Below are 20,362 nucleotides of genomic sequence, written 5' to 3' on the forward strand. Positions count from 1 at the left end.
AAAACTATTTTTCTTACTTGAAAAAACTTTACCTTTATCATTTTAGAAAATAAGACAACTTTAATTAGGATGAAATTTACCGTAATTGGGATTGATGATAACCAAGAACAACATTTTCAGCAAGACGTTTTAGCTATTATTGCCAATACATCCGTTTTTAGTGGTGGCAAAAGGCATTATGAGATTGTAAAAAAATACTTGCCATCGGAGCATGCTTGGGTTGAAATAAAAGTACCCTTATTGCAAGTGTTTGAAGCATACAAGGCGTATGATGAAATTGTCGTTTTTGCTTCCGGAGATCCGCTTTTCAATGGTTTTGGCAATACGATTTTACGAGAATGTCCTGATGCTGAGGTTAAGGTTTTCCCTTATTTTAATTCGCTTCAACTGTTAGCACACCGCATGTTGTTGCCTTACCAAGATATGCATACCGTTACGCTTACGGGGCGTCCTTGGGCAAAGTTTGATGAGGCTTTGATAAAAGGCTGTGGTTTAATTGGTGTCTTGACGGACAGGAAGTTACACACCCCTCAAACCATTGCAGAACGAATGTTGACCTATGGTTTTGATAACTATATGATGACAGTCGGCGAATTGTTGGGAAATAACGAACGGGAAAAATACACGACTTTGTCGTTGGAAGACGTGGGAAAACATACATTCCAATTTCCGAACAATATCATTTTACAGAAAACGCACAGTTTGCCTCGTCCTTTTGGCATTCCTAAAACGGATTTCCATTTGTTGAATGGCAGAGCCAAGATGATAACCAAGATGCCCATTCGTTTGTTATCCTTACATCTTTTGGATTTGAGGAATAGATCAGTTTTTTGGGACGTCGGCTTTTGCACTGGCTCGGTTTCCATAGAGGCTAAAATGCAATTTCCTCATTTGCAAATATTTTCTTTTGAAATAAGAGAAGAAGGAACAGCCTTGATGCGAGACAATAGTCGGAAATTCCATACGCCAGGCATTGAATCGTTTATTGGGGATTTTTTAGCACAAGATGTGGAAGAATTACCACGACCTGAGGCTGTTTTTATAGGAGGATACGGAGGAAAATTGAAAGAATTTATGATTAAAATCAACAATTATCTTTTGCCTAACGGAGTAATCGTCTTTAATTCGGTATCTGAAAAATCCTTGGAAACCTTTAAGAGTAGTGTACAAGAATTGGGAATGGAATTGGCGGAGAACATTAGAATCAGAATAGATGATTTTAATGAAATAACAGCATTAAAAGCAATAAAAACGAGATAGTATAACAACATAAACAATAATATATAGTGGAGAATACAGCGATAATTTTAATATCAGAAGTTGGCTTGCCTCTTGCAGAAACAATAAAGAGAGACTATCCTGAGGCAAAGATATTTTCGAAGAATAAGTTTGACGGAGTTGAGGAGATTGATTCTATCAGTGAATTCTTAAAGGAAAATCATTCAAAATATGATGCATATATTTTCATCGGGGCGATGGGAATTTGTATTCGCAGTATTGCACCGTATGTAACTCATAAGTACTCTGACCCTGCAATTATCAATATAGACAGCACAGGAAAGTTCGTCATTTCCGTGATGAGCGGGCACGTAGGAGGTGCTAATGCCTTGACTAAAGATTTAGCTTTGTTGTTGGGAGCAACTCCTGTTATTACTACGCAAAGTGATAATTTAAATGTATGGAGTTTGGATATTTTAGGCGAGCGATTTGGTTGGAAAACGCAGACGAATTGCTCCAACTTTAATGAACCACTTACGCTTTTCGTCAATGGTAAAAAAACGGCTCTTCTCTTAGAATGTCGAGATAAAGGAACGGCATACTTAGAACAAAATTTACCAAATTATACCACTGTGTTTTATAAGTTTGAGGACATTAATCTTGCTGATTTTGAATTGCTTTTGCTTGTTTCCCCATTTCTGTATCCTGACGTAGCGATTCCTTGTATTCAATATATTCCTAAGGTATTGCATTTAGGCGTAGGTTGTCGCAGACAATGCAAAAAAGAAGGAATTGCAGATTATGTTGAGAATGAATTACGAAAACAAAACATTTCAGCTGATGCCATTGCAGACCTTTCCACGATTACATTGAAGAAAGACGAGCCGTTAATGGCAGAAATACAAACACATTTTGGAGATATTCCGATGAATATTTATACTTCTGAAGATTTGCAGAAAATAGATGTTCCCAATCCTTCCGAAAAAGTGAAACAAGTTACACAATCGGTAAGCGTTTCGGAAGCCTCAGCAATAGCAAGTGCTGAAGGAGGTCCATTAATTATTGAAAAACAAAAAGGGAAATTGAGCGAGGGCAATGATTTTACCTTTGCAGTTGCTTTTTCTCAAAGATACATTCGCCAAGGTCATGTTGAAATTGTAGGTGCCGGACCCGGCGACCCTGAATTGGTGTCGGTAAAAGGGAAGCACTTTTTAGAAATGGCTGATTTGATTTTGTATGCAGGCAGTTTGGTTCCTAAGGAGTTGACGTACTATGCAAAAGACGGTGCTACAGTTCGTAGTTCTGCAGATATGGATTTGGAGGAGCAATTTCAGACAATGAAGACCTTTTATGATAAAGGTTTATTAGTTGTTCGTTTACATACAGGCGACCCGTGCATTTATGGAGCTATTCAGGAGCAAATGGCATACTTTGACGAATACAATATGTCGTATCATATTACGCCGGGGATTTCTTCATTTCAAGCTGCAGCTGCTGAATTGAAGTCGCAATTTACCATTCCTGAGAAGGTGCAGACTATTATTTTGACACGAGGAAGCGGACGTACACCGATGCCTGAAAAAGAACAGTTAGCGAAGTTGGCGAAGTCACAAAGTACGATGTGTATTTATCTGAGTGCCGGTATTGCCGAGAAGGTGCAGCAAGAATTATTGGAGCATTATCCACCGACAACACCGGTAGCCGTTTGCTATAAATTGACTTGGAAAGAGCAGAAAATTTTTAGAGGAACATTAGAGAATTTGGCAAAGTTAGTGAATGATAACAATCTGAAATTAACGACTTTAATGGTTGTGGGCGTGGCTATTGACAACCGCAAAGGTTTGTCGAGACTTTACGCTCACGAGTTTAAGCATATTTTCAGAAAGTAACAAAGTTTATTCTTAAAGATGCCTAACTAGCAAAAAGACTCTTCATTTAATTCAGAGTGACAATATGATTTGTTGTCATGCTGAACGAAGTGAAATATCTCAACCTACTATTATTACGTAGTGAATATGTTCTCCCTTGGCAAAGGGAGTTAGAGGGATTGAAAAAGTCAATCTTCCTGCCCTCTTCTCCAAGAGGGAAAACACGAAATTGACGAGCACTTTTCTGTCACTCTGATGAAAGGAAGAGTCTCATGCAATAATGAAAAATTAAAAATTATCTGTTACCATTATCGCGTAATGAGGACAGACATTGAAAGCGTTGCGTAAAAAAACAAAGTTTTGTTGTCGTGAAGAAAGTATCACGAGGCTGTTCGGAAAGCATTTTCGACAGACTCTGTGGTACTTTTAGACAGCGAAACATTTGTTTTAGCATAAGCTTTCACAGTCTTGAGTTTTTGGTTCGTTTTGGGTCAAGCCAAAATGAATAGAAAGAAAAAGTTTCTTAGCGTGGGTTTTTTCATTGCATTCAGAAAGACATATTAATCGGTGTCGTTCTGAGCAAAGCGAAGAATCTCACATTTCTATTATCCGATACCATTATCACGTTGTGAGCAATTTCTCCCTTGGCGAAGGGATTTAGAAGGATTGAAAAGAAATATCAATCTCACTACCCTCTTCTCCGTGAGGGAAGAAGAATATGTAGTTATTTCAAGTGTTTTTCTTTTGAAAAAAAGAAAAATGTATCGAGAAATTCAATACAAGTTCTTCTTGAAACAATTTTTCACTCCTTATACTCGTAAAACCCGCTCAAACAAAGAAGCGGAAAGTTATTTAACCTCTAAAAGCTAACTCCTAATAGCTAAAAGCTAATCTAAACATCTCTACCTGGACGAAGTTTTTCTGCATCATCAAAAGTCAATATCGTATTAACCAGTGTAGCTGCAAGATTACTTCCACCCTTACGTCCCTCTATGATTATCTTCGGTGTATCGGTGAATACTTTTACTCTATGTTTTGATTCACGTACATTTACAAAGCCAACAGGAGCAGCAATAATTCCTGCAGGTTTAATGTTTTTCTTTCGGATAATATCGCACAACTCAATCAATGCCGTAGGAGCATTCCCGAAAGCATAAAGTGCATCAGGGTGTTCTTTTGTAGCCAATCGTATTCCCGCCTGCGTACGTGTAATTCCTTCTTTTTTTGCCAACTCTGCCACTCTCGGGTCATGCAGATAGCATTTCACTTCAATGCCTAATCGTTCTAAAGCACCTTTGCGAATCCCCGAAGCTACCATCGTTACGTCAGTGATTACTGTCGTTAGCTTTTTGTCTTTCACTGCTTGGTAAAGTTGCTCTACTGCGTCATCATCTGTGTAAACAAGGTCTTCCATTTCAAAGTCAGCAGTGGTATGAATAGCGTGAATCATAGCCCATTTTTTTCCTAAAGGAATATCAGGATTTTTTAATTCTCCGGCGATAGTTCTAAAGCTTTCTATCATAATAGATTGCCCTAAGTTTTTACCATCACCCTCAGCATTGGTGTAGTACCCACGTGGTGTAGCCATATGTTTACCGATGAAGTGCGTTTGTGAGTTCCCAATGATGACGATTGTAAACATATCAACCTGCTCAGGGTCAAAATCCTGAAGCGTTGTGAGTGCTATTTCTTGTTCTTCTCTTCCAGCTTGCCTTACGATGCCAACAGTTCTATTTTCTTGACATTCTTGTAGAAAAATTTCTCTTAGTCGATACAGTTGCCAATAGCGTCCTTTACTTTTAGGATTATATATTGCGGTCACAAAATCACCATTAGCAGCAGCGAAAATACGCTTTTCTATCTTTTCCCAAGGAGTTAATAAATCAGATAGGGAAATAATGCAAAAATCGTGACCAATCGGTGCTCCTAACAAAGCCGAAGCTTTTTGAAAAGCACTAATTCCCGGAACGACTTCGATACTTACCTCTTTATCAAATTCTTTTTGCATTTCGAAAAGCAAAGGAGACATTCCATAAATGTTGGCATCCCCGGAACTAATCACGCAAACAGTTTTTCCTTCTATAGCCAACTCAAATGCTTGTCTTGCTCGCTGTCTTTCTTGACGCATTCCTGTATCGATACATTGTGCATCTTCACGAAGATAAGCTTCTATAAATTGAAAATAATATTTATAACCAACAACTACGTCAGCTTTTTTTACTGCGTCTAATGCTTCTGCAGTTATATCTCCTATTGAGCCCGGACCTATACCGACCACAATGATTTTTCCTTCTTTCATGATATTTTATTGTCTGTTATTTCTATTATGTTTCCAGAGTTGTCAATCAGCAAAACTTCTAAAGTTCCAGTCTGAAATAACGGCTGACAGACCTCTTGGCATTTTCTAAGTAATTCTTGATAGAATTTATTAGTTCTTTCGGGAATAATATCCCAAAGTTCACGAGCCATATTCATTGTTGCTATCTTTTCAATAACCTCCTCAGAAGCGTTGGCTTCTTTAGCGAGCGAAGTAATGAATTTTTTGTTCATTACGACCTTTTTACTGTGCGTGTCTAAGAATCCTTCTGCTAATTTTACCGCCTTTCCAATCATTATTCCCAAAGATAATTTTTTGATACCTATTTTATCAGCAACCTTAATTGTTTTGCCTATAAAATTGCCATAGTGTATAAATGACTGGCTTGGCAAATCTGGATAATGTGATTTTATATAAGCTTCACTCTTAGCACCGGAATTAATAACAATGTGCGTAGCTCCTAAGGCTTTTGCTACTTGCATCTCTCTGTGAATAGCGGCGACAAATGCTTCTGATGAAAACGGCTTTACAACACCAGAGGTGCCAATGATGGAGATACCATCAACAATTCCAATTTTAGGATTAAATGTCTTTGTTGCTAACTCTTTACCGTCAGGCACAGAAATAGTTACATCAATTCCGATAGACAATTTTCTATTCGGAATCTTCTCTTGATGATGGCGAAGCACCTTAAAAACCTCTCGTTTCATCATCGTTTGCGGTGTTTTGTTTATCGCAGGAGCACCGATTGGTAAGCCAACTCCTGGCAATGTCACACGACCTACGCCTTCTCCTTGCAAAAACGTAACGCCTTTGTGGTTAGGATTTAGTTTAATTGTCGATTGTATCCTCGTTCCATTTGTCACATCTGGGTCGTCGCCGGCATCTTTTATGACGGTAGCACTTGCTTCATCCTCATGGACTTCAATCTTTGAAATAGGAATAAACACCCACTCTCCATTAGGTAAAGTTATGCTTACTTTTTCTTGGTTCTCTTTTGTAAAGTAGGCAAGAAGGGCTGCTTTTGTTGCCGCGGTAGCACAAGTACCTGTCGTAAATCCTGTTTTTAGTTTGAAAAAGCCATCAGTGAGCCGGTCTATTTCTTTTCTTAATCCATGTTCTCCATATACATTTATAAAATGTTCAGAAAGTTTTGGACGCTTGATGACTAAAAAAGGAATATTTAATTCGCGAGCTGCCGAAAGTTTCTTTGTAAACCCACCAGACTCTCCACTTTCTTTGGTAACTATAGCGTCAGGTTTGAGCCTTTTGAATAAACGACTCTCATCTTCATCTTTGTGATAATAGAGAATTTGCTCTTTAGGGAAACCGTTGGCTGAGGCTACTTCTCTAGATTCATTTCTGTCCAAAATTCGAAACCAACAGAAAGTGTTTTGCCAAAGTTTTTTGAGCTTTTCAATAGTGTTAACGCCCGTGAGTGCTAAAATATTATTTTTGTTCGTTCGTAAAAGATATTCCGTTGCCTCGTCATAATTGTCGAACCATAAAGCATTTTTATAAGATTTTGGATATTGTCTTTCTAAACGAACTACTGGAATGTTTGTTTCTTTGGAGACGTTAGCTATGTTTTGGTGTAGGTTTTCTGCAAAAGGATGTGCTGCATCGATGATTAACTGTATCGCTTTTTCTTGACAAAATTTAATTATCTGTTTGTCATCCATCCCTCCTGTTAGATGTATGGAGTGAGCACTCTCAATCATTTGCTGATTCCCTTTGGTAGCATAGTAGAAAGGTGTGCCTGCTTGGTCACAAACCTTTACCGCTTTTCTCCCCTCTGTAGTACCGCCAAAGATGAGAATCATTAGTTATTGCTTTTTTGAATAATCATTAATGAAAAATAAGGAAATTTACGTGCTAATATTTCGTTTTTGCTTTTGGTATAATATTCTTTTTCTTCTACTCCAACATTTTCGAAATAATGAAATGTTGTGTTTGCAAAGTCTTGTATAGCCGTTTTTATAATCTCTTCACTCTGTGACATTTTCATAATCACAACGGTATTTTTAGCCTCGCATTCTTGTCTTAATTCTTCCATAGTGAAAACCCCGGGTAGTACCCTTAAGCGTTCTTCTTGTTTTACAATATGGATATTAGCTAAAGTTCCCGCTGCAATAAAAGCAGGAACGCCTGCAATTCGCTTTATCGGCAGATTTTTAGCGGTCAATAACTCACTGATGTAATATACTGATGAATAAAAGCTTGCATCACCTTGTGCACATACGACAATATCTTTTTCGGCTTTTTCGAAATACGAAGCAATCTTTTCAGCGGTTGTTTCGTAATCTTTCTTGGTCAGTGAACGTTCTTTGCTCATAGGAACATCAAACGGATGAATCTTCCCCTCATCAATTCCTAAAGTCTTCATAATTTTTAAAGCTCTTGAGATAGTTTTGCCTGATTTTGTAGTCGTTGAGGGACAAAAAATAGCTTCGGCATTTTCTAAGCATCTTAGTGCTTTTATAGTGACTAATTCAGCATCTCCTGGTCCTAAAGAAACGAAAAAAATTGCTTTGTTCATACTTTCATTAAATTTCTATTCAGAAATGTCCCTTAAAAAAAGACTTGCTTATCCTTTACAAAGATATATTAAATGAATTAAAGATTTCTGTTCTCTGTTTATTTCTTTGCTTTCTCAAAGAGACTTACCAAAAAAACTCAAGACTGTGAAAACAGTCTAAAATAAAGCACCGTAGCCTAAAACAGCAAAACTGCTCAAACATTTCCTGTTTCTTGACGGTCACTAACAATCTGTATAGTGCATAGGGCGGAAAGCGAGTATCTGAGGCTTCGGCTACTTAACGACTTGAAAAGTTATTGATTTCTAATGCCCTACGAAATCATACACTCACCGTTTGGACGATAATGCCTATGGCACACAAAAAACACTCTGACATTTTCTAAAGCCTAACAGTTAATTCCTACGCCTAACAATTAGCCCCGATTGTAGTGATTATCTTTTTTTTATGGTTGGGGAATAGGTGTGAAGGTGAAAAGATAAAAACGGAAAGCGGGACTTCGTTCCACAAATATCGTAAAACGTAGCGCTACAAAATCAGAATATTCTGTTAAAACTGGAAAATAATACTAATTTTGTAATTGTTGAAAAAATGGTGTTTGCAGAGAGTGCAAAAAAGGAAATTTGGTGAGAATCCAAAACTGTACCCGCAGCTGTAAATTCTATGCTAACTGAGCTACGTAATAGCCACTGTCTTTAGTTAAAGATGGGAAGGGGTAGTGAGGGATGAGAATAAGTCAGAATGCCTGCCTTTTTTTAATAAAACAAACTTTCGGGGTTAAAAGTTTTATGAGTTTTTACAATTTATCGATAGATATCAGGAAACAAAAATGTGTTGTAGTAGGCGGTGGTAGAGTTGCTCTACGCAAGGTGAGGAAACTTTGTGAAGCTGATGCTCATGTTGTTGTGAATGCCTTAGACTATCTTCCCGAATTTTATGAAAAGCCTTTAGCGTCTCAAATTTCAATAGAGCAGTCTGAGTATTCTAAAGAATTACTAAAAGGAGCGACTTTAGTCTTTGCAGCTACTTCGGATTTCCAACTAAATCAACAAGTATGTGCGGATGCAAAAGAGTTAGGGATTTTAGTGAATTCTGTAAACGGTGAAGAATATGGTTCTTTCATTATTCCTGCGACTTATTCGAATTCCATTTTGACTTTAGCGATTACAACTGACGGACAAGCACCACTTTTATCCAAAGAATTGAGAAAATATTTCCAAGAAAAGATAGAGAATGTTTCCACTGAATTGTTAGAGGAAATAGTACTTCTACGTAAGGAAATGGTGAGTGAAGATGATGAAAAAGAGAAGCAGGGTTTGGAAGAAAAATTACATAAAAAAATAAAACAAATAATCAATCAAATAGAAAGAGTTTAGATGAAGAAAGGGAAGGTATATTTAGTAGGAGCAGGACCCGGAGATGCAGACCTTATCAGCGTGAAAGCTGTTAAGCTACTTAAGCAAGCGGATATAGTACTGTATGACTATTTGGTTAATGTAGAACTGTTGGACTATTGTTCTGATGATTGTGAGAAGGTTTATGTAGGGAAAAGAGACAAACAACACACTTATCCCCAAGAAGAAATCAACAGAATGCTGGCAGATTATACTGAAAAATATAACTGTGTTGTAAGATTGAAGGGTGGAGACCCATTTGTTTTTGGTCGCGGAGTAGAAGAAATTCAGACGATGGTAGCAAACGAGATAGACTATGAAGTAGTGCCGGGAATTACTTCAGGTGTGGCGGTGCCTGCATATATGGGCATTCCCGTTACCGCACGTAATGTTGCATCATCAGTGGCTTTTGTAACAGGACATTCGGCTAAAGGGTCTTACACTCACGTTGATTTTCAAGCCTTAGCTAAAGCAGTCGATACTTTAGTTGTATATATGGGGGTTACGAATACCAGTAGAATTATGAAAGAGTTAAAGGCAGGCGGTAAGAGTGGGGATACTCCTGTGGCATTAATCCGCTGGGGCACGTATCCCGAACAAGAAATGGTAAAAGGGACTATAGGCACAATAGTTTCAACATTGAAAGGGTCTGGATTTAAACCTCCTGCATTGATGGTTGTTGGTGAAGTTGTTAATTTTTCAGATAAATTAAATCCTATTGTATTTGAAGCAAAAGAAAAAATGACGAAATAAAATGGAAAAAAAAGGAATAATGCTTTGCGGACACGGCACACGACTGAAAACAGGAGTGGAGGCGTTCAATCAATTTGCAGAAGAGTTTCAAAATCAGATAGATGGTTATGAAACTACTTCGGCATTCATGGAGTTTGCACAACCAGATTTTGAGGCTGGTGTCAAGAAATTAGCTGATAAAGGTATTAAAGAAATTATCGCTTTACCGTTATTTTTGTTTACCGGAGTGCATACTGAAAAGGATATTCCTTGTATGCTTTATCAGTTGGGCAAAAAGTATGATGTTTCTATAAAATTAGGAAATTATATGGGAGTTTGTGAGGAAATGGTTACTGTATGCGAAAATTTGATACGAGAAGCTGCACCTGAAGAATTTATAAACGATATTGGTAGCACTACCTTGGTAATTGCGGGTGTTGGTTCATCTAGAGTCAAGGCAAATGCTGATTTAGCATCAATAACAAGATACGTACAGGAACGGTTTCGCTTTCCATCTGCCACGGTAGGCTATTTGAGCCGAATGACTTTCCCTCCTATTCAAGAGGTTATAGATGATGTTTGTTTATTACCGTATAAAAATATTATCGTGTTGCCTTATTTCTTTTTTGATGGAATATATATGAGAAGAGCTAAAGTGGCTATGGAGAGAGGGCAGCAATCGCATCCTGAAAAGAATTTTGTATTTACAGATTTATTGGCTTCTGAAAACACCTTGTTCGAACTGTTAAAAAAACGCTTAAATGAGGTTATTTCCGGAAAAGTTGATGCTATTCAGGATATTCCAAAAGAGGAATTAGAAAATTATCATGGTCATCACCATCATCATGGACACGGTCACCACCACGATCATAGTCATCACCATCATCACGGGCATGACAACCACCACTCAGAAGAATGTAACCATAAAAAAGACAACTAAAATGAAAGATTTAAAACTATTTATACAGAATAATTTTACTCATTATTTATTCTTGTCTATATTGGTAGCTTTCCCATACTTCGCTTACAGTATGCATATTATGGAAGGTTATCTGCCATGGGAATGGTGCTTGGTTTGGAGTTTAGTCTATCTCCCTTTCTTCTTTTGGGGATTTAAAAATTTGAAACATTATTTAAAAGGAGATACAGACATCAAAATGCTCTTAGCTATGGCAGTTGCTTTTGCCTTTTTGCTTTCGTCGTTAAAGTTGCCCTCAGTATCAGGAAGCAGTTCACACGCTACAGGCGTAGGATTTGGAACAGTCTTGTTTGGACCTATGGTAATGGCAGTTTTAGGAATTATTGTATTAATTTTTCAAGTATTTCTATTGGCACATGGCGGACTAACGACCTTAGGTGCTAACGCGACGTCTATGTGTGTGGCGGGACCATTGGTGACTTGGGGATTGTATATATTGTTAAAGAGAATGAATGTAAAATGGCAGTGGGCTGTTTTCTTAGCTGTAATGATTGGCGACTGGGCAACATATCTCGTGACTTCGATTCAGTTAGCTCTTGCTCATCCTGATTTACATGAGGGATTCTGGGGAGCTGTTGTGAAATTTATAAGTGTTTTTGGTGTTACACAAATACCCATTGCAATTATTGAAGGAATCTTAACAGTAATGTTGATGAATGTTTTGGTAAAGACCAATCTGTTTGATATTACTAGCGGATATCCAAAATTGAAGAAAAACGATGTTGAAATAGCTTAATATTTAAGAATTATGAAAAATAGAAATTGGAATATCATTTTATTGCTCCTTGCTATTGGTGTAGTCATCGTTTCGTTATTATGGGGTGGTAATGCAGAGTTTGGAGGAACAGATAACAAAGCTGTAGATATTATAGAAGCCTCAAATTACAGACCTTGGTTCGATTATATTCTTGCGCCCTCAAGTCCCGTAGTTGAGAGTTTTTTGTTTTCACTACAGGCCGCTATCGGTGCAGGAATACTTTTTTATTGTGTTGGTTACTTTGTAGGCAGTAAATCCAAGATGGATGAACGTCGAAAGTGATAACAGGAAATCATCACTCAAACTAAGCATAGTAGAACGTTTTACATTTACCGTAGGACTGTTAACTATGAGTTTAGTAATGACGGAAACTCCTATTGCACCTATACTATCAATTGTTCTTATTCTATTCCTGAAAGCTGAAAGAATAGGCTGGTTACAAATACTCCGTTTTTTACTGATTCCTCTTGTATTTATCGCAGTGGGTTTAATTAGTATTGTTTTAGTTTTAGGAGTTGATGAACCGGATACCGTTTTTGTGATTTCGAAGAAATATATTCCTTTATCAATTACGCTGGAAAGCCTTCGTATGGGAGAGGTTGTGCTATGGAGGTCTTTTAATGCTTTGCTATCACTTTATTTTCTCATTGCAACCACCACACCAAAAGAGAAGAATTTGTTAGCAATAAAACTGCACTTGCCTCAGGAAATGGTAGAACTGGGCATCTTATCTTATCGATACATCCAAGTATTGCAGAAAAAAAAGGAAGAGATACGTTTGGCTCAGCAATTAAGATTAGGTTATACGTCTTATCGGAAGTCGTTTCGTTCCACAGCATTACTATTGTCAACGGTTTTTATTTATAGTGCATATGCTTTCAGATTAAATCATCAAGCTTTACTTACCAGAGGCTATAATGGACAACTTTATTTTAATTCGGAAAATAATGCTACGGTTGAGCGTTGGTGGCTTATTGTTCTTTTTATCTTACTCGGAGCTACACTTATTCTTACTTATAATTACTATTTTTAAAAGATGGAAAGTATTTTAGAATTGAAGAATGTTTGTTTTACTTATCCAAGAAGCTCGAAAGGACTTTATAATGTTTCTGTTTGTATTCCTGAGAAACAAAGAATCGCTGTTTTAGGACTCAATGGAGCTGGAAAATCGACACTTTTTCTCACTCTTTGTGGCGTTCTTAAACCTAAGTCAGGAGAGTACTATATTGATGGAAAGCAATTTAAATTTACCAAGAAAGAACGTTTATTATTAGGCAAGCAAATTGGTTATGTTTTCCAAGATCCTGAAGTGCAGCTTTTTGCCGTTACTGTTTATGATGATATCGCTTTTGGATTACAAAATATGGGGGTGACAGAGAGTGAAGTGAAACAGCGAGTGGAGAAATACATGCAGTTCTTGAATATTACTCATCTAAAAGACAATGCACCTCACGAATTGAGCTACGGACAGAAAAAATTAGTGGCAATCGCTGGCGTTTTGGTAATGGAACCGAAAGTAGTCATTCTTGACGAACCTTTTGCTTGGCTTGATGTAGTGCAAGAAGAAAATATGAAAAGCATGTTAGAAAAGCTTTCCCCGCAAGGAATGACTATCGTTATGAGTACACACAATTTAGATTTTGCCAAAGAGTGGGCAGATTATGGCATTGTGTTGAATGAAGGAGAGTGTGTAGAAGAAGGTGAAATGAAGCAACTTAATATTGAGGAGCTAATACATGCTAATCATTAAAAATCAGAAAAGCAGTTATGAAATCTCACAACTGCTTAATACTTAGAATATAAAAGTTAAATCTTTGTTAATTATTCTTCCAATATTGATTTTCCTATTCTTTCATCTTTTGTCTCAAAATTTAACAGATGAGCAATAGTGTTAGCTATTTGGTTGGTGTAGTAAGTTTACCATCATTTATCTCACCTTTAGCATCGATACCTTTTCCTAGCATTGCGATCCAAGTATATTCAGAGTCTTTGTATTTAGTGCCGTGATGCCTCCATGACTGTTTGCCGGAATCAGGATCAATACCACGTCCGTGATCAGTAGTTATAATTAACGTAGTATAATCCCTGTAAAATGGGTCGCTTTGTAAAAACTCCCATATCTCTTGTATCATTTTATCGGTATTGTGAGCAGACTTTAAGTAGTGCTCATACCTGCCATCATGAGCAAAATCATCAGTTTCTCCATAGCTTAAATAAACCATTTGAGGATGTTCTTTTTTTAGTGTTTCCAGTGCATAGTTATGAGTGAAAACGTCAAAACGAACGCCAGCCCATCGTCTGGGTGTTTTGTCTTGGATTTTATTCAAAAACAGGTCTTTCTCCGACGGATTTTTTGCCAAGCTATGACTATAGCCTGCATTTACAGGAATTTCACTTCGTTTATCATTGATTATATACGGGAATACGTCCTAACTGGCAAATGCATAAACACTTCCACGGAATAGGTCATCATTATTAAGTTTTTCTAAAATGGTGATGTTTTTATTGTAAATTTTATCATTGCTATTAATATTCTTATCATCTGCATATCCTGTTAATATCTCGTTATAACCGGGATAAGAGAAGCGCATTGTGTTTGTTAGTTTTACTTGAGAGTTTTTATACATATTTCCAAGAATAGTTCCATCTTCAACGATCTTACTCCAAAAGAATGGCATCAGTTTTTCTCTTCTTTCCATTTTGTCAGCTCCTGCAAATAAAGAGTCGAGTTCATTTTTATTTTCTACAAATTCTTTATTGGCTATTAGTGAGGAGTCTGCACCGGCAAATAATTCTTGCCAACGTAAGCCATCTATGGTTATTAGAACTACCTTTGGCTTTTCATTTGGTGACGTGTTTTAGCTTCAGTAGACTGTGATTTGCATGTAAGACTCCAAAATAAAGTTAGGACTATTAATGTAAATTTAATTGTTTTCATATTGATTTAACTATTTGTTTGAAACAAAAGCACTTATAAATACAAGTTTTAGGGTTACTTAATTCTTATCAATAAGTATAGATATCATTAAGATTTTAAGGATATTTCGTTATGACCTAAAATTAAGTTTCACAAAAAACTATTAAAATTACATTCGTTGTGCAAATAAAATCCGGGAAATAATCTTCTTAGAAATCAATAAGAATTGAGTTTGTTTGCTGGCTGGCAATAAAAAAGCGATTAGGAGTTGAATCTCCTAACCGCTTATTTATGGTTTGTAGCGAGAGGCGGGCTTGAACCGCCGACCTCATGATTATGAATCATGCGCTCTAACCAGCTGAGCTACCTCGCCAAAACGATGGGCAAAGATATAATATTATTGCTAAAAATGCACCTGTTTTCGTATTTTTTTACGAAAAAAGTAGTATATTGTCAGTCAAATTTAGTAACAAATGCCTGTGAAGACCAAATTCGAAATAGAATACCCGTTACGCGCTTCAGCCGAGATGATTTATAAAAGAATAAGTAATTCTGCGGGACTCTCAGAGTGGTTTGCAGATAATGTCACACAACAGGGCTCAATGTTCACATTTGATTGGAATGGAAACAAACAGAGAGCTAAACAAATTGAAAACGAAAGATTACGGCACGTCACTTACCAGTGGATTGATGAATGTGATGAAGAAGGTTCTGTTTTCAAATTTCTATTGAGAGAAGATGAATTAACAAAAAGTTTATCGCTTATTATTGAGGATTTTGCAGATGAAGATGAAGCTGATGAAACTATTGAACTTTGGGACAAGCAAATTGGAGTATTAAAAAGGAAATTGGGCATTTGAGAGAATTCTTCTACTTTTGTAACTCATCTACAAAAGAGCTTTCATGAAGCGACTACATCTTTATATAATTAAAAGTTTTACAGGACCTTTCTTGTTTACGCTTTTTATTTCAGTATTTGTCTTGTTAATGGCAAGTATTTGGAGATATGTAGATAATCTAGCTGGTCGGGATTTGCCAATTTCAGTTCTTATTGAATTTTTTGGTTATTATTCCATTACTACATTATTTATGGCTATCCCTTTAGCCATATTGCTTGCTTCCATCATGACTTTAGGTAATTTAGGTGAGCGTTATGAGCTTATTGCAATGAAGGCTGCAGGTATTTCATTATTTAGAATATTACAACCACTTATTATTGTAGTTGTTTTTCTATCTTTTCTTACTTTCTATATCTCTAACTATATCGTTCCGATATCTATGTTTAAATCTAAAACATTGCTATCAGACATGGTGGATAAAAACCCTGAGTTTTTATTGAAAGAGGGAACGTTTATCTCCGATATGCCCGGTGCTACTATTAAAGTTGAGGGAGTGAGTAAAGATGAAGCAGGACTATTTTATGACGCTATAATCTATGAAAGAGCACCTAGCGGGCGAATAGCCAGAACCATAACTGCACAGTCCGGTAAGATGCTTGCCTCTAAGGATATGAGTTTTATGACAATATGGCTTTATAAAGGGAGAATGTATGAAGAAGATAATCAATCGAAAGGTGTTCCATTTACTCGCACATCATTTGATGAGTATATGGTTATCACACCAATGGAATCCTCTGACCTGGAGCGTACAGAAAAGGAGGTTAACAAACAAGACTATAGAATGTTAACCTACCAACAATTAGATACATTAATAAGCAAGACTAAAACACAAAGACAAGATGAATATGCTAGGACATATAATCATTTAAGTGACTACAGGTTCTTTAAAAAGTTGCCTAAGGATAGTGTTGAAATAGCTAAGGTTAACAATGCTGTAAATGTGGATAGTATCGTAGAAGCATTGCCAAGCAGTGAGAAAGCAATCATCTTTTCATCTGCACTTGGAGAAGCAAAATCGATGCAAAGCTATTTGTTATCTAAGGAAGAAAGTTATAGCCAATATCAAACTTATATTGCTAAAGCTGAGGAATATTGGCATCAGAAATTTAGCTGGCCTTTTGCGTGTATTATTTTCTTTTTAGTAGGTGCATCTTTGGGTGCCATTGTAAGACAGGGTGGTTTTGGAATGCCGGTATTGATTTCTATAGTGCTATTTATTTCTTACTATATGATTACTAAATATGGAGCTAACTACTTTGTGTCTAGAGGTTATCTTCCAGCCTACATTGGTAATTGGATTGCCACTGTTTTATTCCTAATTCTCGGAATTTGGTTGATGATTAAAGCAGCGACGGACTCTGCATTGATGGATTCAGATGTTTATGAAAAGTTTATTAAGAAGATTTTCAGAGGTAGATTGCCGAAACAAATTAGTAGGTTTATACCATTTACGAGAGATCGTATCGATTAGTCTATTTTTTTAACGTAAATAAATATGAAAGAACAACTTAGGATTGTATATATGGGTACGCCGGACTTTGCGGTAGCACCATTAGTAAAATTGTTAAATGCGGGATGCAATATTGTGGGAGTTGTAACGAATCTTGATAAACCAGCAGGTAGGGGGCAGCGTATAGTTTCTTCGCCCGTAAAACAATTTGCAGAAAAAAAAGGACTGCCAATTCTTCAACCTCATAAGTTCCGCGATGAACAGTTTTTAAGAGATTTGAGAGCATGGAATGCAGACTTACAAATTGTAGTAGCATTCAAGATGCTTCCTGAAGTTGTTTGGTCTATGCCTACATTCGGAACTGTAAATCTTCATGCATCGCTCTTACCTCAGTATAGAGGAGCTGCGCCGATAAATCATGCTATTATCAATGGAGAAAAGACCACAGGAGTTACTACATTCCTATTGCAGAAAGAAATTGATACAGGAAATATCTTGTTGCAAAAGGAAGTTGCTATAGATGTGGATGAGACTGCAGGTACATTACATGACAAATTAATGGATGCTGGTTCTGATTTGTTAGTAGAAACCGTAGACTTGATAACTTCTGGGAAATATGAAGCAAAGCCACAGCCTAAGGTAACAAACCTAAAAACGGCCCCTAAGATTTTTAAAGAAGATTGTCGCATTGATTGGGATGTAGAAGGACAGTTTATTTCTAATTTTATTAGAGGATTATCTCCATATCCGGGTGCATGGACTACTTTGAACTCTGATAATAAAACCGTTAATTTGAAAATTTACGAATGTAAGTTTGAAAGTGCTGTTCATCAACATGGAGTAGGGGATGTAGTATCTGATGGGAAAACGAATATGAAAGTTGCAGTGAAAGGTGGCTTTATAGCCATACTGAAGTTGCAACAGGCAGGCAAAAAGGCTCTGGATATAGAGGCTTTTCTTCGTGGTTTTAAGCTAAGTAATAATGCCGTATTAGCGTAATAGAATGTATTGCCCCTCATAAGGAATACGTACATCTTGCATCCCATTTCTTTCCTCAAGAATCTTGAAACGTATAGCGTATCGCTGTGCAATATCATGCAAAGTTTCTTTACCGTCAGCTATGTGAATCGGGTATTTTCGTGGAGTAGATTTCTTCTTCTTTTTCAAATAAATAGGCTCACCTAATACCAAGGGCTTGTACTTTTCAAAATCATTGTACTTAGCTATGCGTTTACGCTTTAATCCTAATTCTTGCTCTATAGAGCGGTAGGTATCACCCTCCATCACAATAAAATAAGGTACTCCATTACGGTAACGAATTCGTTTTTCAATAGAGACATTATTCTTGAGCTTTGCAGAAGGACTTACTTCTGCATATTCCACCATTTTCTGTGTAGAAATCTCATCATATTGATGAAGGGAATATCTTTCTATCAATGAAATCAATCGGTGAGCATAGTCTGGTGCAGTAGCATATCCTGCTTTTTTGAGTCCTTTAGCCCAACTTCTGTAATCCTTAGGGTGTAATGAGAATAATGGCGCATACCGTTTTTTCCCGGTGAGAAAATCAGAATGGTCAATAAATGATTCATCAGCAGTTCGGTATTTCCGGAAACACTCATTTCTTAAATCATCGTCTTCAAAAATACGTCTGCCAGTCCAATTATGACACTTTATTCCAAAATGATTATTCCCTTTTTTGGCTAATCTGGAGTTGCCGCTGGCTGATTCTAAAATTCCTTGGGCAAGGGTAATGCTAGCGGGAATTCCTGTGCGTTGCATCTCTCTGATAGCCATATTTTTATATTGAGAAGCATATTGCTCAGGCGTTTGGCGCTGTGCAAATGCCAAAACTGGTAATAAAAGTATTGCTATGTAAAGGAACAATGATCTTCTGTGCATAATTCTTAGCTATTGTCTGAGGCGTACCATTCTGAGTATGAAGTTGGTGTTTCATACATTTTTAAAGAAAATAGTTTCACATCTTCTGGCAAATGTTTTTTTATACGCGAGGCAAAATCGGCAATCATATTTTCACAAGTAGGTTGATAGGGTAGCAGATAATAGCGCTCAAAAAGAGCAGAACCCTCGACCTTAATAATCTCTTCTTTTTGTGATTCGTTTAAAACAAGAGAATGATCAAACTTATCTACAATCTCTCGATTCACAATCTCTTTTAAATCTCCAAAATCAATAACCATTCCTAATTTTTTGTTGGAGATGTCAGTAATTGGCTCTCCGATAACGGTTACAAAAAGATGATACGAATGCCCGTGGATGTTTTTGCATAAGCCATCATAACCATGGAGTGCATGTCCCATATCAAAACGAAATTCTTTGGTAACTCGAATCTTCATTATCTGTTATTTTATAAATTAAAAATAAGATGCTTTGGCTTTTAATTCTTTACGTGTGACTAATTCTTTTAATACACTATTTGCAAGTCTTGAAGCTCCAAATCTAAAATAATCTTTATCAATTCTATCTTCTCCTAAGATATAAGAAACAACAGATGCATAATCTAAGGCTTCATCTAAAGTAGATATTCCCCCAGCAGGTTTGAAACCCACCTTTCTGTTGTGTTTGGCTTCGAATTCCTTGATTGCGGTACACATTACGTAACTTGCTTCTAATGTAGCATTTTCTTTCACCTTGCCTGTAGAGGTTTTGGTAAAATCAGCACCAGCCTCCATCGATAGAATCGATGCAATTTTTACATTCGTCAATGTATTTAATTCACCTGTTTCCAATATCACTTTCAGATGTTTACGACCTACGGCTTCCTTCATCGCTCTTACTTCATTGAAAACCTTCTCGTAATTCGCATCTAATAAAGCGCCTACCGGAATAACAACATCGACCTCATCAGCTCCCTTTTCAATAGCCATCTTGCATTCAGCTGTTTTTATTTCTAAAAAAGATTGAGAAGATGGGAATACACCTGCCACTACAGCTAAACTCACCCCTTTTGCGACTAATGTTTTTCGTGCCAATTCCGTAAAAGACGGATAAAGACAAATAGCGGCAACGGGAGAAATATCCGGATAGATTTCCTCAAACTTATTCACTTTATCTATAAAGTTAGTGATATTCGTTCTAGAATCAGAAGTGTTCAATGAAGTTAAATCAATACAAGAAAATATTTTCTCAATAATTGAAGTGTTTGAGGCGAGCTTTTCTTTTAATTCAGCAAGAATAGTTTGTACTTCTCCCTCCACGTAGTCACGTGAAACAGCTGTGTTATAACTTTCTAATATATTAATGTCCATATTTATCCTTAAATATTTAATTCAA

The 20,362-nt window shown here is 36.8% G+C and carries 20 protein-coding genes, 1 tRNA gene and 1 riboswitch; of the genes, 12 read left to right on the top strand and 9 right to left on the bottom strand.

Going from position 1 to position 20,362, the window contains the following annotated elements; translation table 11 throughout:
- Positions 1 to 69 precede the first annotated feature (69 nt).
- Positions 70 to 1,260, top strand: a complete 1,191-nt coding sequence (gene cbiE, locus C7377_RS02245) for a precorrin-6y C5,15-methyltransferase (decarboxylating) subunit CbiE (protein ID WP_116495707.1) — start codon at positions 70 to 72, stop codon at positions 1,258 to 1,260.
- 26 nt (positions 1,261 to 1,286) lie between these two features.
- A complete protein-coding gene (gene cobM / locus C7377_RS02250; RefSeq protein WP_116495708.1) occupies positions 1,287 to 3,107 on the top strand; it encodes a precorrin-4 C(11)-methyltransferase in 1,821 nt (606 codons plus the stop codon).
- 871 nt (positions 3,108 to 3,978) lie between these two features.
- On the opposite strand, the gene cobJ is transcribed toward cobM, so the two are convergent.
- From cobJ to C7377_RS02265, 3 genes are read right to left on the bottom strand one after another with little or no spacing between them, the layout of a single operon-like run.
- Positions 3,979 to 5,385, bottom strand: coding sequence for a precorrin-3B C(17)-methyltransferase (gene cobJ / locus C7377_RS02255; protein WP_116495709.1), 1,407 nt, complete (start codon positions 5,383 to 5,385; stop codon positions 3,979 to 3,981).
- Entirely contained in the window at positions 5,382 to 7,226 is a 1,845-nt protein-coding gene (gene cbiD / locus C7377_RS02260) for a cobalt-precorrin-5B (C(1))-methyltransferase CbiD (protein WP_116495710.1), read from the bottom strand. The genes cobJ and cbiD overlap by 4 nt, the downstream gene beginning before the upstream one ends.
- Positions 7,226 to 7,942, bottom strand: a complete 717-nt coding sequence (locus C7377_RS02265; protein WP_116495711.1) for a precorrin-2 C(20)-methyltransferase — start codon at positions 7,940 to 7,942, stop codon at positions 7,226 to 7,228. The genes cbiD and C7377_RS02265 overlap by 1 nt, the downstream gene beginning before the upstream one ends.
- Positions 7,943 to 8,515: 573 nt before the next feature.
- Positions 8,516 to 8,707, top strand: a riboswitch (cobalamin riboswitch).
- A 21-nt stretch (positions 8,708 to 8,728) separates the two neighbouring features.
- On the opposite strand from C7377_RS02265, the gene C7377_RS02270 reads away from it, so the two are divergent.
- Genes C7377_RS02270 through C7377_RS02300 form a run of 7 tightly spaced genes read left to right on the top strand, consistent with a single transcriptional unit; the run spans position 8,729 to position 13,552 of the window.
- Positions 8,729 to 9,316 (top strand): precorrin-2 dehydrogenase/sirohydrochlorin ferrochelatase family protein, encoded by a 588-nt coding sequence (locus C7377_RS02270; protein ID WP_116495712.1) that lies wholly within the window; start codon positions 8,729 to 8,731, stop codon positions 9,314 to 9,316.
- Positions 9,317 to 10,087 (top strand): uroporphyrinogen-III C-methyltransferase, encoded by a 771-nt coding sequence (cobA, locus tag C7377_RS02275; protein WP_116495713.1) that lies wholly within the window; start codon positions 9,317 to 9,319, stop codon positions 10,085 to 10,087.
- Between the two features lies 1 nt (position 10,088).
- Positions 10,089 to 11,006: a sirohydrochlorin chelatase gene (locus C7377_RS02280; protein ID WP_116495714.1), complete on the top strand. Its 918-nt coding sequence runs from the start codon at positions 10,089 to 10,091 to the stop codon at positions 11,004 to 11,006.
- 1 nt (position 11,007) lies between these two features.
- A complete protein-coding gene (locus tag C7377_RS02285) occupies positions 11,008 to 11,781 on the top strand; it encodes an energy-coupling factor ABC transporter permease (RefSeq protein ID WP_116496204.1) in 774 nt (257 codons plus the stop codon).
- 12 nt (positions 11,782 to 11,793) lie between these two features.
- Positions 11,794 to 12,084, top strand: a complete 291-nt coding sequence (locus tag C7377_RS02290) for an energy-coupling factor ABC transporter substrate-binding protein (protein WP_116495715.1) — start codon at positions 11,794 to 11,796, stop codon at positions 12,082 to 12,084.
- Positions 12,068 to 12,835, top strand: a complete 768-nt coding sequence (locus tag C7377_RS02295) for a CbiQ family ECF transporter T component (protein WP_116495716.1) — start codon at positions 12,068 to 12,070, stop codon at positions 12,833 to 12,835. Before C7377_RS02290 ends, C7377_RS02295 begins: the two co-directional genes overlap by 17 nt.
- A gap of 3 nt (positions 12,836 to 12,838) precedes the next feature.
- Entirely contained in the window at positions 12,839 to 13,552 is a 714-nt protein-coding gene (locus C7377_RS02300) for an energy-coupling factor ABC transporter ATP-binding protein (protein ID WP_116495717.1), read from the top strand.
- Between the two features lie 145 nt (positions 13,553 to 13,697).
- Here the strand turns inward: C7377_RS02300 and C7377_RS09470 are convergent, their stop codons facing one another.
- The 3 genes from C7377_RS09470 to C7377_RS02310 all read right to left on the bottom strand — a co-directional run bounded on the left by C7377_RS09470 (position 13,698) and on the right by C7377_RS02310 (position 15,092).
- Positions 13,698 to 14,129 (bottom strand): alkaline phosphatase family protein, encoded by a 432-nt coding sequence (locus tag C7377_RS09470; RefSeq protein ID WP_207778385.1) that lies wholly within the window; start codon positions 14,127 to 14,129, stop codon positions 13,698 to 13,700.
- 102 nt (positions 14,130 to 14,231) lie between these two features.
- Positions 14,232 to 14,501 carry a hypothetical protein gene (locus C7377_RS09475; protein WP_207778386.1) on the bottom strand — a complete coding sequence of 90 codons (270 nt, stop codon included), beginning with the start codon at positions 14,499 to 14,501 and terminating at the stop codon, positions 14,232 to 14,234.
- Positions 14,502 to 15,018: 517 nt separating this feature from the next.
- Positions 15,019 to 15,092 (bottom strand) — tRNA-Met (locus tag C7377_RS02310).
- A 100-nt stretch (positions 15,093 to 15,192) separates the two neighbouring features.
- Here C7377_RS02310 and C7377_RS02315 point away from each other — a divergent pair.
- The 3 genes from C7377_RS02315 to fmt are packed head-to-tail and all read left to right on the top strand — an operon-like array spanning position 15,193 to position 18,067.
- On the top strand, positions 15,193 to 15,579 hold the full coding sequence (locus C7377_RS02315; RefSeq protein WP_116495718.1) for an START-like domain-containing protein: 387 nt from the start codon (positions 15,193 to 15,195) through the stop codon (positions 15,577 to 15,579).
- Positions 15,580 to 15,622: 43 nt separating this feature from the next.
- A complete protein-coding gene (locus C7377_RS02320) occupies positions 15,623 to 17,089 on the top strand; it encodes an LptF/LptG family permease (protein WP_116495719.1) in 1,467 nt (488 codons plus the stop codon).
- Positions 17,090 to 17,113: 24 nt separating this feature from the next.
- The gene (gene fmt, locus C7377_RS02325; RefSeq protein WP_116495720.1) at positions 17,114 to 18,067 is read left to right on the top strand and encodes a methionyl-tRNA formyltransferase; all 954 of its coding nucleotides are present in this window, start codon (positions 17,114 to 17,116) and stop codon (positions 18,065 to 18,067) included.
- Here the strand turns inward: fmt and C7377_RS02330 are convergent.
- The 3 genes from C7377_RS02330 to deoC are packed head-to-tail and all read right to left on the bottom strand — an operon-like array spanning position 18,059 to position 20,337.
- Positions 18,059 to 18,970, bottom strand: coding sequence for a glycoside hydrolase family 73 protein (locus C7377_RS02330; protein ID WP_116496205.1), 912 nt, complete (start codon positions 18,968 to 18,970; stop codon positions 18,059 to 18,061). The genes fmt and C7377_RS02330 overlap by 9 nt on opposite strands.
- Before the next feature lie 5 nt (positions 18,971 to 18,975).
- Positions 18,976 to 19,425 (bottom strand): 6-pyruvoyl trahydropterin synthase family protein, encoded by a 450-nt coding sequence (locus tag C7377_RS02335; protein ID WP_207778387.1) that lies wholly within the window; start codon positions 19,423 to 19,425, stop codon positions 18,976 to 18,978.
- A gap of 18 nt (positions 19,426 to 19,443) precedes the next feature.
- On the bottom strand, positions 19,444 to 20,337 hold the full coding sequence (gene deoC, locus C7377_RS02340) for a deoxyribose-phosphate aldolase (RefSeq protein ID WP_116495722.1): 894 nt from the start codon (positions 20,335 to 20,337) through the stop codon (positions 19,444 to 19,446).
- Positions 20,338 to 20,362 lie beyond the last annotated feature (25 nt).

Origin of the sequence: Balneicella halophila, assembly GCF_003096835.1 — a bacterium.
Classification (GTDB): domain Bacteria; phylum Bacteroidota; class Bacteroidia; order Bacteroidales; family Balneicellaceae; genus Balneicella; species Balneicella halophila.